Annotated in this window: 13 protein-coding genes; all 13 read right to left on the bottom strand. The window is 36.9% G+C overall.

Annotated features, from left to right (window positions below):
• Nucleotides 1-59 precede the first annotated feature (59 nt).
• On the bottom strand, nucleotides 60-647 hold the full coding sequence (locus CWB66_RS09105; RefSeq protein ID WP_138585135.1) for a hypothetical protein: 588 nt from the start codon (nucleotides 645-647) through the stop codon (nucleotides 60-62).
• A gap of 85 nt (nucleotides 648-732) precedes the next feature.
• Nucleotides 733-2,229 (bottom strand): Slr4 family S-layer protein, encoded by a 1,497-nt coding sequence (locus tag CWB66_RS09100; RefSeq protein ID WP_138585134.1) that lies wholly within the window; start codon nucleotides 2,227-2,229, stop codon nucleotides 733-735.
• 525 nt (nucleotides 2,230-2,754) lie between these two features.
• Nucleotides 2,755-4,827 carry a secretin GspD/PilQ domain-containing protein gene (locus CWB66_RS09095; protein ID WP_138585133.1) on the bottom strand — a complete coding sequence of 691 codons (2,073 nt, stop codon included), beginning with the start codon at nucleotides 4,825-4,827 and terminating at the stop codon, nucleotides 2,755-2,757.
• Nucleotides 4,820-5,293, bottom strand: coding sequence for a hypothetical protein (locus CWB66_RS09090; RefSeq protein WP_138585132.1), 474 nt, complete (start codon nucleotides 5,291-5,293; stop codon nucleotides 4,820-4,822). Before CWB66_RS09090 ends, CWB66_RS09095 begins: the two co-directional genes overlap by 8 nt.
• The gene (locus CWB66_RS09085; RefSeq protein ID WP_138585131.1) at nucleotides 5,290-5,853 is read right to left on the bottom strand and encodes a hypothetical protein; all 564 of its coding nucleotides are present in this window, start codon (nucleotides 5,851-5,853) and stop codon (nucleotides 5,290-5,292) included. The genes CWB66_RS09090 and CWB66_RS09085 overlap by 4 nt, the downstream gene beginning before the upstream one ends.
• Nucleotides 5,843-6,952: a hypothetical protein gene (locus CWB66_RS09080; protein WP_138585130.1), complete on the bottom strand. Its 1,110-nt coding sequence runs from the start codon at nucleotides 6,950-6,952 to the stop codon at nucleotides 5,843-5,845. Before CWB66_RS09080 ends, CWB66_RS09085 begins: the two co-directional genes overlap by 11 nt.
• Entirely contained in the window at nucleotides 6,942-7,838 is an 897-nt protein-coding gene (locus CWB66_RS09075) for a type II secretion system minor pseudopilin (RefSeq protein ID WP_138585129.1), read from the bottom strand. Before CWB66_RS09075 ends, CWB66_RS09080 begins: the two co-directional genes overlap by 11 nt.
• Complete coding sequence (locus tag CWB66_RS09070) at nucleotides 7,838-8,554, bottom strand: prepilin-type N-terminal cleavage/methylation domain-containing protein (protein WP_138585128.1); 717 nt, start codon at nucleotides 8,552-8,554, stop codon at nucleotides 7,838-7,840. Before CWB66_RS09070 ends, CWB66_RS09075 begins: the two co-directional genes overlap by 1 nt.
• Nucleotides 8,548-8,955 (bottom strand): type IV pilus modification PilV family protein, encoded by a 408-nt coding sequence (locus CWB66_RS09065; protein ID WP_171037481.1) that lies wholly within the window; start codon nucleotides 8,953-8,955, stop codon nucleotides 8,548-8,550. The genes CWB66_RS09070 and CWB66_RS09065 overlap by 7 nt, the downstream gene beginning before the upstream one ends.
• Nucleotides 8,942-9,349 (bottom strand): type II secretion system protein, encoded by a 408-nt coding sequence (locus tag CWB66_RS09060; RefSeq protein ID WP_138585126.1) that lies wholly within the window; start codon nucleotides 9,347-9,349, stop codon nucleotides 8,942-8,944. Before CWB66_RS09060 ends, CWB66_RS09065 begins: the two co-directional genes overlap by 14 nt.
• On the bottom strand, nucleotides 9,336-10,535 hold the full coding sequence (locus CWB66_RS09055) for a type II secretion system F family protein (protein WP_077536110.1): 1,200 nt from the start codon (nucleotides 10,533-10,535) through the stop codon (nucleotides 9,336-9,338). The genes CWB66_RS09060 and CWB66_RS09055 overlap by 14 nt, the downstream gene beginning before the upstream one ends.
• Nucleotides 10,535-12,196: a GspE/PulE family protein gene (locus tag CWB66_RS09050; protein ID WP_138585125.1), complete on the bottom strand. Its 1,662-nt coding sequence runs from the start codon at nucleotides 12,194-12,196 to the stop codon at nucleotides 10,535-10,537. Before CWB66_RS09050 ends, CWB66_RS09055 begins: the two co-directional genes overlap by 1 nt.
• Nucleotides 12,193-12,588 (bottom strand): type II secretion system major pseudopilin GspG, encoded by a 396-nt coding sequence (gene gspG, locus CWB66_RS09045; RefSeq protein WP_077536114.1) that lies wholly within the window; start codon nucleotides 12,586-12,588, stop codon nucleotides 12,193-12,195. Before gspG ends, CWB66_RS09050 begins: the two co-directional genes overlap by 4 nt.
• Nucleotides 12,589-12,593: the final 5 nt, after the last annotated feature.

Raw genomic sequence — 12,593 nt, 5'->3', positions numbered from 1 at the left:
CAGCAAGCTTAGCGCCTACGGTGTACGTGATGGGGAAAAGTAGCCTCAAAGAATCGTAATTACAAGCTAAATGAATTAACCAAGCGTTGGTATTCGTTTTGTATTTCTTGGGTTACTTTTTCGTTACCGCTTACCGATAACGTAATCACTTGATTATTTGGTTTATCAAGTACGGTTAGGTTATAAATTACTTGTTTGTTACCACTATTGTCGCCTGTAAATATGTATTCCATATTATCAAACGTGCCTTTATAAGCCGCGTCATTACTGCCTACTTTGGTGAATTTCAAATCTTTAAAGCCACCGTTTAGTAAGCCTTGGAGAGCGTTATTAATAAAGCCTTGCCATTCTTGCTGAGAGCCTGTGTATTGCTGCCCTATTAGTTGCTGGCACATTACGTTACTAGCAACTCTCGCTCCTTTAACCACTTTAGTCGCTATAAACTGTTTAAGTTTTAAATCAACATTTGGGGCTACGTTAAGTAACTGTTGTTTTTGTTTTGGGTCAGATAAAAATTTAATATCAAATTTGCAGGCGTTATTCGCGCTGGCTTCTTTTGCGTCAGCAAGATTGGCGCCTACGGGGGTTGCGTATACGGTGGTGGTGCTTAATAAAGCGATAAATATAAGAGAGTGTTTTAATTTCATAATTTCGCCTATAAAAAATAACCTATTCATAAATACAAAAAACCCGGCCTAGGCCGGGTTTTTACAAGGTGTTAACTAACTAATATTAGTTGCCACGTTGTTGTGAAGTAGAAACTTCTGTACGACCTTTGTCGTTTTGGCTTACTGCGTAAGCTGAAACTTCATGCTTGTCGGCATCAACGTTAAATGTAACGCTTAGCTTTGTAGATACGCCATTAAGGCTAAAGAACGTGTCCATATCAGTTTGAGAAAACTTCTTAACAGTGTTTGCAGGAAGCTTATAACCAAGGTTCATTGGACCGTACTCGTTACCACGGTTATCGATAGCAGTTACAATTACATCAACTTCTTTGTCAGTTTCGTTTGCAAAGTGGATAAATGTACTTGTATTTGTAGCGTTAATTGGTAGGTAAGGAATGTTAATAATAGTTGCATCAACTTCCCACTCACCAGCTGGTACTTTACTTGTTACAGTGTAACCGTTAGCACCTACTGAAACTGCTGAACCACCAGTTTGAAGAGTTGAAGCAGAAGTAATCACTACTGACGCTTCTACATCACCAGTTACTGGGATAGAAGTAGTTGAGTCACCATCGTTAGAGAAGATGAATGTTTCAGTGTAAGTCTCTTTAACACCAACAGCAGCTGGAGTTACAGCAGCTGTATCACCGTAAGTGTACTCATCAGTAACTGCGATTGCTGTTGGAGTAGCACCAGTTGAAGATACTACTGCAATATCATCTGTAGATGCAGCAGATTGAGTTACAGTAAGAGCATCAGCAGTGTTTGTACCTAGTACAGCTGCTTCAGTTACACCTTTAAAGTTACCATCAAAACGGATGATTGCATCTACGTTACGTAGCGCTAAACCTAAAGACTCATCGTTTGTGAAAGTATAAACTAGAGTGTCTGTATCAACATCAGTATCGTTTACACCAACAAATTTAGTTGCTTTATCACGTTTGATTAAACCATCTAATTCAGTGCCAACTGCAAAGCTGAACTGTGAAACTTCTTCAGAAATTACAGCAGAACCAGTTTCAATAACAGTTGCATCTGTTTTGCTAACAGTTGATTTGTATTGAAGTGTTGATGCACCTAAAATCTTAGCAAGTGGTGTTGTAGAAGTAGTATCGTCAGCAAGTCTAAGACGGAAAGCTGAGTTAGCTGTTAACGGGTTACCTAAGTTAACGTTAAAGCTGATAGAAGCAGGAATGCCTTTAGTTTTATCAGCTTGTGTTACTGTTACATCGTCAAATGTAAAGCTACCAGTACCGTAGTCAAAGTATACGTCACCACTTTGTGATTCACCAGAACTAACAACCTGTGTTACAGAACCGTCTGCAGCTGCTTCAATAGCAGTAATATCTACGTTGTCATCAAAAGTTAAAGTGATGAATGAACCAGATGCATGGTCTTTAAGTACTTTAATATCAAAATAAACGTCGCTTGCAACTGCTGGTACTTCTAAAGCAACACCTTCAGCTGAAAGTTGGAATTTATCGTTATTGATAGTAGCAGCTTGCGCGCCCATTGCACCAAATACAGCTGTAGCTAGTAGTGCTTTTTTGAATAGTTTCATTATTTCCATTCTCCTAGTTTCATGAAACTGACATGTTGTTAATGAAGTCAACATATCAAGATTTTTTATTGTTCTGACTGGAGGTTTGTCAGATCAATGCAAATTTAAGGGGTTATATAACGCATGTCAAGCATTTAACTACAAAATGCACAAAGTGTACATTTAACAAGCTATTATTTGCCGCGTGCATAATAAACTGATAGTAATTATTACATACTACTAACAGCCACCCAAGTTTTAAATTGTAACTAAACGAAAAATAACTTCGCTTAGCTATCAGTTTGGTAAAAGTTTAATGGTAATTTTAATACATGAGTAAGGCATTTTTATTACAGTGCAATTACTTAATTAATTTATTCATTACTTATAAACATTACGTACAGTTATAGTTAGTTTTACAGCTTTTTTTTAAACACGTTAACGTCACTTTTACTGAACGTGTCTAAAATAGACTGTTATAGGTAAATATTCAAGCTATTATTTTGATTTTTAGCTAAAAAACACAATTAAATTGGCCTATGTTTATTAAAAAGTAAGGTTTTCGAGCCCTTTTATAAAACTCTGTTTTACACGCTGCCAATCATCAGTATTTTGTACTATTTTTGGTGTTACTAATATTACCAGCTCTGTTTTATCACTTGAGCTACTGTCGCTTCTAAACAAATGCCCTAATACGGGAAGTGAGCCAAAAAATGGCACAGACGATGCGCCATTAGATTTATTTTCACTAATTAGGCCCCCTAGCATTACGGTTTGTCCATCACCCGCTACCACTTCGGTATTCAATGTACGCTCAAAAAACGATGGATTATCTGACGCACCACTTGTATCCGACACGTTTGATATATTTTGTGCAATAGTCATAATAACTGTGCCTTGGGCGTTTATTGTAGGTGTTACGGTTAAATCAACCCCTGTTTTACGGTACTCTATAGTCGTTGTTTGGCGTTCGCCACTTATAGGATCTGATGTGGTACTACCAATAGTTGGTATATTATCGCCAACACTTATACTAGCTGACACACCATCACGCACCAACAAAGTAGGCCGCGAAAGTACATTAACTAAACCATCACTTTGCGATAAATTTACACTTATATTGCCAGGCAAGCCCACAATAGAATAGCTAAACGCGCCTTTACCTGCGGTGTTAAAGCTAACATTTTCGGTACGCTCGGTTGCCGCGCCACTTTGTAGAGCGTATTGCACTCCTTTTGAAAAGCTCCCCGTTAGTTTAACTTCAGCTATTACTACTTCCATCATAACCTGCTTAACCATTACATCAAGCTGGCGAATAATAGGTTGTAGTTCTTGGTAATACTGCCCTGTTGAATAAAATATCAGAGCATTGGCGCGCTCATCTACCACTAAGCGCATGTTGTCACCCTCTACCGTTTGTACACTATTTGCATTACTGCCGGATTGGGTTCTAGGCGTACTTGCAGATGACGTTGCCGTATTTTGCGTGCTATTTTTTTTACTTTTACTACTAAAGCTCCCTCCTAGTAATGGCGCTAGGCTTTCACCTAAATCAGAGGCGCGAGCATATCGAGGATGGTAAATATAAAAACTTTGTTCAGCTCCTGCGGCGGGTTTGTCTAGCTGCTTGCGCCAGTAAGATACACGGTCAATTATTGCATCGCTACTTGCAAATACTACCACTTTACCTAAGTGCTCTAATGGTACAAATTTCAAGCTTGCCGCGTAAGGTCCGCTATCAGCTACACTAATTCCCTCTTGTGCTAAAATTTCGGTCACTTTGGTAATAAATGTTTCTGAATTTAAATAATCAAAACTAATTAAGGCTGTTGCTTTATTGTAAACTGAGGGGCTGTCAAGCAAACTAACAAGAGAAAGTGCTCTTATGACCTGCTCACGCTTACCTACAACGGTTAATAAACCTTGGGCTCTGTCGTAACTTGAGTTTGCATCAACCAATTGATTTATAACACCACGCAACCCTGACTTCATATCATACTGAATAGGTACTAACTGTACTATTTCACCAGATACATTTGGTACAGCGCTTTCATTGCGCCCGAAGCCAAATGCTTTGTCTGTTTTAGCATTTGAGCCTGATGAGTGTAAGTAAAAAATATTGTCGTTTTTAGCTATATTCACAGCATTCTGCGACAATATTTGTTGCACCAAAGAAAACAACTCTTTGGCGCTAATTTGTTCTTTTAAGTTTAATGTTATTGGAGTGGTATTTGTCTTAACACTTGCCTCAAGTAAGTAAGACACATTTAAAAGTTCGCCAAAAACATAGTGAATAAAGTCATTAAGAGGTAATGCATTTACCGAAACCTGAAACTGTGCATCATTAGAAAAATCTTTTGATAAATCGAGCTCAAGCGTTAACCCTTTTTGCGAGTTTGCTATGCTATTTAGCCTTTGCGTTTTACCAAACATCTCGGTTTTTTGAGACTTTTGAGCAATCACTTCTTTTTCTTCAGGTTGTGGCTTATCTAAAAATGAAGGTGCAACCTTCACTCTCTCAGCTTGCACATTTGAAGCGGGTTTTATAAGCGATGCGCAACCCGTCATGCTAATAATTAGGCATGCAGTTATTGTTAATTTATAAGTTTTTTTAGCCATGATCACTACGTTCAAAAAGTTTAAATTTAATGGTTGTTTCACCTTGAAGAATTATAACGGCAGACGTTGTTATTTTCTGTAGGGTTATGCCCTCAGAAAACTCGTCTCCTTCTTTAAGTTTAACCAAATCGGTGTTAGCACCTTTAACTAAAATAAAAGGCTGCTGATTTTGTTTAAATATACCTAACAACTGATAGTTTTTATCGCCAATTGTTAGTGTTGGATAAGGCGGTTTTTTAGGCTTGAGCTCAACCTTTGGAGTTGGTACCTCAGCTTTTTCGGGCTGTTTTGTATATGCAAGCCAGTCTTTTTCAGCTTTTAATTCGGGTACTTTTTTTAAAGGCATTATTTTACTTGGAGCTGAAAATTCATTTTTAGATTCTGAATTTATAACATTACTTTGCGGCAAAGAATTAAATAACATAAGTACCGTTATTAGCGAAAAAAAAGCAGCTAACCATTTCATAAAGCAACCTCTTTTGCGTTTTGCCACATCACTAAGGTTAAAGCAATAACCATTTGGTTGTTTTTATTTCCCGACACTTCCTTGCCCCCATAAGAGTAACTATCTATTCTAATTAGCGGCTGCGCGCTTTCAAAACCTCTACTTGCCATTAGAGCACAGTTAGGGTTACCACGGTAGCGTGCTTCTAATGTCCAACGAACAAGGGATTGTTCTATATTACTGCGAGCCTTCCAGCCTATACGCTCAACGCTGCACTGTGCATCTGCAAGTATACTTTCTACTTTGCCTTGCGCACTGAGTTTAAACTCGGCTTCAGTGCTTGCCGGAAACAAATATGGTTGCAACTGCAATGTGCGTATTGAAAGTAAACCATACTGTTTGTCTATCTCATCTTTTGCAGCTATTACATTTGTTACTTTTTGTACTTTAACTTCATTTAAATAAACCTTTTGCTGAAGTTCTGTAATGCTAACCCACAAAGGATCTAAAACAGAGTTTACAAAAGCCAGTGCGACTAAAATGATAATGTAATGCTTATATTTTAATAAATCACTCTTCATTTTTTTCTACCACGCTTAGTTCCATAATAAAGTAATCTCTTTCTCCTGATTTGCGTAGAGGGCCATTAAACTGAGCGTTTTTAAGTTGTGGCAAATTACTTATTTCGGTTAAAACTTTAGAGGCAGAGCCAGCGAACCCACGTATTTTAATATCATGCTGTTTACCTGAAAATTGTTGAACAGCCATACCTTCCGAAATGGCTTTATATGCAATATCCCAATCGCTATGTACGCGCGGGTATGCTTTAAATTCGTTAGTTACTTGGTCAACATATTGCTTAGCTATATCTATATTTTGCTTCTTAGTTAAAAGCTCATTTACTCCACTTTGATAACCAGATAGTTCTTGTTCAAGCGCGCTTGCCGTATACGCATAATACCCGTAGACAACACAAATAAACAATGTGGCGCAAGCAAGCGGTGCTAAGTATAAGCTATGTAATACTTTGTAATTAAGGGTAGTGGCTAAGTCAAATGCCGCTACTTTATGAAATTTAGATACAGGAAGGCGTTGCAGCGTATTCCAAAGCAATAGTGCATACTGATCGATTGTGATGTTTTTTATACTTGCGGTATGAGCTACCCCTATACTTAAAATAAAACGCTCAACTGACGACATTAATCCTTGATTATAAGCACTTTGCGTTTTGCCATCTACGTATGTAAAAAATAAAGTACCTGCAGGAGTTATTACCTCTGCGACTGTTCGCTCGTTTAAAAAATAATGAGCTAACAACTCAGTTTCAGGAATTAATGCGCAATTTTTAAAGCGTTCTGTTACTTGCTTATTAAAGCTTATAGTTTTTACATCAAACCCTTCTTGCTGCTTATTTTTATGGTAAGTTTGCAATTGTATATCAGCATTACTAATATCTTTTTGTAACTTTAGTAGCTCTTTTAGCTCTTTTAAGTTTATAGATGGATACGTTGCCCAGCTCTCTTGATAGTATTTACGTGAAACTATAATCACTTTTTTTGCGTTATTATTCGATTCAAAACCATTGTCGCTCAAATCAAATAAGTCTTCATGGAAGTAACCTATGTGATTACGCAACCACTTTTTACTTTTAATCATTTGAATTAAGTCATTAATTTTCATCTATATTCCACATAACATTTGTTATAACTACTGGACGAGTTATAGAGCGTGCTCTTAGTTTTATTGTAAACTTTTTAGTCACTTTTTGATCTTGCATTTTAGCGGTTAATTTAATGTGGTATGTACTACCAGACAAAAAATTAATAAACTCTCCCGTATCATCGGGTACTATATCGTAAAAGGAGTGTTTAGTAAGCTGCTCATTATCGCGTAGCTCAATTAATTTAGCTACTTTTGTATCATCCTTTACATACGATTTTAAAATTAGTTCTGGCGCTAAAGATGGGTTAAACCCTGTTACAGGTTCTACTGTAAAGTATTTGCCCCATTGTTTTTTAGTTAAAATTTCGCTTTTGTTTATATAACCAACCTCAGCAGTTGATTGAATATAACCATTTCGCGGACCTGGCTTTGCTAGAACCTCATAATGGTTACGCTCAGCACCATTTCGGCGCTTTAAATTATCCTCATCTTTCCAGTCAGCAAGTGAATCTACAAATTCGTTTATATCTTCACTTTCTACTTCTAATGCTGTAAGTGCGTCATACAGTAGTTGCTTGTCGGTTGAGTTTAAACTTATAAGGCCATTTAAATCCTGTATTTGAACTTGTACATTATCTAACTCAAATGGCTCATAATAAAAGCTCCACTGCGATGCAACTTTGTTTTCACTGTCTTTATTTTTAAGTTTAAACTCGCTCAACAGTGCATTTATGACTCTTGCTTCTGCTGTTTCAAGTTGCAGCCTTAAGTTCATTGCATTTTGAATTGTATAAGTGGTTTTTATTTGATCGCGCGTGGTTTGCATAATATACAAACCCAGCATACTTAAAATAAAGGAAATAATTAGCACCTGTATTAATGCTATACCACGTTGAAAATGCATTACACTTCAATCCTTAAGTAATCCACTAATATTGAATATGCTTCTTCTGGTAATGCAACCGGAAAATGACTTTCCTCCCCATTTTCAGCAACCATATTTATATTGATATTTATGGGTAGTATACGACGATCTTCCATTATATGTTTTTGGTAAAACTGTGGTTTTGCTAAAACAACTGACTCATCGTCTTCTTCGTCTTTTGCATAGTTGCTTAATACTTCATCTAGGTTTTTCCAACCAAAATATTCAAACGAAATGCTTTGTAGATTATCAATTAATACGACCTGTTGCTGCCATGTAATTGTGTCAGACTGCTGTAACAGTAGACTTTCGCTCATAGGGGCTTCATTATAAACAAGTGAATAATACCCATTTTTCTGTAAGACTTTAAGCTCTACAACAGCAGTTTCATTACTAAATAATGGCGAATCAGAAATAAATATAATGCGTTCTTGATCCCCTGAAAAGTATTGAGCTGGCTCATTTTTATCTGAATTAACAATATAAGGAAACGTTGACTCAAAAACACGAGAAAGCACGTCAAAGCTAAGTGTTTGTTGGCTTTGCTGCCAAAAAAACTGGGTTCGCTTTTGCCACTTTTGCATATATAAACTGTAACCATAATAGCCTGCAAATAGCACTACCATTAGTAAGCTGGTTGCGAGTAACAACTCTATTAATGTAAAACCATTATTTTTTTGTTTGGTATTTACCATGTCGCTACCTCAAACGAAAACTGTCGTTCTCTGTTATCAAATTTGGCTGTAACGTCTACTTTGTATATAGAAAAGCGGTTGCGCTGTGCAAAATCATCAAACTCACCCACTGGCTGGCTGTTAAAAACAATCCGATTTGCTTGCCATTGATAATCAATATCAAAAAGTATTACATTACCTTCAACTGCAGTGATGTTTTTAGCTTTTACCGCTGTCCGTAAGTTGGTTTTTATTGCTGTAATAGCTGATGGGGTAACTTGATTATATTTAGCACTCGCCACCGTTTTATTTGACGATAGCATCGCACTTTTAAATATATCGCTAATAAGCGCTAATGCAGAAAATAAAATTATTGCTGCAATTAATACCTCAATAAGCGTAAAACCTTTATTGCTCTTCATATGGTTTAAACATTGTATTGATTTTAAATTCACGGTTATTGCCATTCCATACTACTTTGAATTCATCGGGTAAAATAACCGACGTTGTTTGAATATTAAATGTTGTTTCAACAAATTCTAATTCTTCATACAAGATCTGTGTGACTTTTTCATTTTCAGTTACTGTGAGAGTATTTTTATCCGCAACAACCGTTATTGGATAACCACTGTAGTAAGATTTATAGCTGAGTAGCTTAAAGTAATGTTGTGTTTTTTCCAGTTCAACCAAACGACTTTGTTGCGTAACGCTTTTCATAATTACACCACCTGTTAATCCCATTAAAATAGCCATTATAGCCATTACAACCATAAGTTCTATAAGCGAGAACCCGCGCTGCTTATTAAAACGGAACATCGTTTATCGATACCATACTCATTAACATAGTAATAACTATGCCGCCAACAAAGCCCCCCATAAATATAAGCATTATGGGCTCGAGCAAGGTGGTAAACTTTTTGATTACGCTTTCAAGGTCGTCTTTACTGCGGTTTGCTATTTCGGTAAATACACGGGGTAAGCGCCCTGTTTCTTCACCCACTTTTATTATTGATAAGAAAAAATCGGGAAATATACGTGTTTTAGCTAACACTTGGCTTAGCTGTTTACCCGACTTAAGCTGCTTTAACGCTAACTTTGCATCGCGCCTTAACTCTGGGTGTTTTAATGTATTCGCTGTTAGATCTAAGGTTGTATCTAGTTGCAAACCAGCTTCTAACATCATAGCCATTGACTGTGCAAAACGAATACGTTCGGCTGTAAGTATTATTTTCCCGACTCCGGGTAAATGCGATACCTTAATATAAAACCAATTTTTTACTGCTGGCTTTTTTAGTCCATACACTAAAGTAATAATACCTGTAACTAGCCCACCAATTATCAGCAATTGATAATCAACAAAAAAATTACTTACATTGATAATCATTTGCGTATACCAAGGTGCTTGGCTTAAATCAGTGAAAATACCTGACATTTTGGGAACAATGAACGTTAGTACAAAATATACGGCCATTATACATACAAAAAATATTACGCTTGGATAAGTAAGTGCCGTACTGATTTGCGTTCGTAAGTCTTTTTGAAACTTCAAGTCACTAGATAAACGATTAAGTACTTCGGGTAAGTTACCAGAATTTTCGCCTATTTTTAATAAACTTATATAAAGAGGGCCAAATAATAACTCGTGCTCACCAAAGGCTTCGCTTAATGAGGAGCCTTTTTTTAAGGCCGATGATATTTGACTTAATAAACGACTGAGTGCGGGGTGTGCATTAGCTTGTTTTATTATATCAATACCACGGTCAACTCGAATCCCACTTTCGAGTAATAATGCAAGTTCGCTGGTAAAAAACTCTAACTGATCGAGGCTTACCTTTTGCCCAAATAAACCCGCTAAACTATTTTCTTTTGCTATAGGCGTTATTGAAAGCGCATTGAGCCCTTCTTCAAATAGTTTTTTTTGCGCTTGGGCTTTACTTTGCGCAGTAATTGCACCTTGGTGACGCGCCCCATGAGCATCAATTGCTTTATACTCGAATTCCATTAGCCTGCAACTCTAAGTACTTCATCTATAGTCGTTACACCTGTAATAACTTTATAAAGGCCATCTTGCATTAAATTTCTACGCTTTAAGCTTTCGTTATGAGCCTGCGCTTTTGTAATAAACTGATCATTTTTTGGTATTTGTTTAATAACATCATCACAACGCAAATATTCATTTATAGCTATTCGCCCTTTAAAACCTGAACCATTACATTGTTCACAACCCACTGCTTGTTGAATATTGAGTTCAATAATACCTGAGTTTTTAGCTACTTGTTGTAATGGATATCGAGTTAGTAACTCTTCAATATCATCGGCCGGCTTTGAACAATGATGGCATAAACGCCTTGCCAAACGCTGCGCCACAACAGACACTAATGCCGCATTAAGTAAAAACTCTTCAACCCCTAAATCAAGCAAACGAGTGTAAGCACTAGCTGCATCGTTAGTATGTACTGTACTAAATACTAAATGGCCTGTTAATGCCGACTGTAGAGCTATTCGTGCGGTTTCGGCGTCTCGGATTTCGCCAACCATGATTATATCTGGGTCTTGACGGACAATAGAACGCAGGCCTGCTGCAAAGTCGAAACCTATGTCTGTATTTACCTGTACTTGGTTTACACCTTCTAGTTGATACTCGACAGGATCTTCTAAGGTAATTATTTTTACATCAGGGCGATTTAGTTCATTTAAAAATGTATACAAGGTTGTAGTTTTACCGGAACCTGTTGGACCTGTTAATAAAATTACACCCGTTGTTTTAACTAAATCTTGTTGTATTAAGCTTTGTGTATCAGCCGACAACCCAAGCACTGACATATCGTAACGTATTGACTCTTTCAATAAAAATCGCAACACAATGCTTTCACCATCATTAAGAGGTAAAGCTGATACACGTATATCTAACTCTTGGTTTGCTATACGCATTTCTATTTTCCCATCCTGCGGACGGCGCTTTTCAGCTATGTCCATTCCTGATAGTATTTTTAAACGCGTTGTTATTGGTAACTGCATTTTAGGTGCAAGTTTTTCAACTTCGTGCAATACGCCGTCAATACGATAACGGACTCTAAAACGCCCAGCATGAGGTTCTAAATGCATGTCAGATGCTCCCCTTGCTAGTGCTTTAGTTATTAATGAATTAAGTAAGTTTACTGTAGGCGCTTCTGATGCAAGCTCTCGTAATCTTGCTTCCTCATCACCTGTTAGTTCATCGTCGTCTATATTACTTTCTGAATTACTTTGTATTTCATAAAAAAAGCTTTGCAGTTGGGCTTCGCTAGCAACAAAAATATTTACCGATATATTAAGTTGCTGTACGTACTGGGCAAGTTCTAAAGAAAGCGGATCTTTACATGCCAAAGACCAACTAGTATCAGTAATCTCTACCAATAAACAATTGAGTGATTTTAAGCGCAGCATGACGTCTAAAGTAGCATTTTCAGGTATGCTCCAATTAGGATGGTTTTGCGGTTCAAATAGAGAATAACCAAGTAGTTTACTATATAAAGGTGCTAAATCGTCTTCAGTTAAACACCCCATGTTAACTAAAATCTGCTCTAAACGGCCATCGTATTTACTTTGATATAACTTGGCTTTGTCTAAATCACCTTGAGTTATTTTAAACTCTGATACCAATAACTGCGCTAAATCGATCATTTATGGATAATATCCGAACTTTCGTCTGTGCCACCTGGTTGACCGTCAAGACCATAACTCATTATTGTATAGAGCGAGTCATTATCGCCAGGTACTTTATAAATATATACTTTACCCCAAGGATCTAAAGGAATATCTTTTGGTAAATATGGGCCATCCCAGCTAGGTGAGTCACTTTTTCTAAGAGCTTCTAATGTTGATGGTACAGTCCCAGTGTCTAGTCGGTATGTATCAATCGCAGTTTCAAACATTTGCATTTGTGCTATTGCTGTTTTAATTTTAGAAGAACTCACTTTAGAAAATAATTTCGGGGCAATCAATGAACCTAATAAGCCTAAAATAATTAGTACAATCATTAGCTCCATTAAGCTAAAACCATTATTTTTTTTCATTATAT

It is taken from the genome of Pseudoalteromonas sp. S558, assembly GCF_005886635.1.
Classification (GTDB): Bacteria; Pseudomonadota; Gammaproteobacteria; order Enterobacterales; family Alteromonadaceae; genus Pseudoalteromonas; species Pseudoalteromonas aliena.
This window is presented reverse-complemented; position numbering and strand designations above follow the sequence as displayed.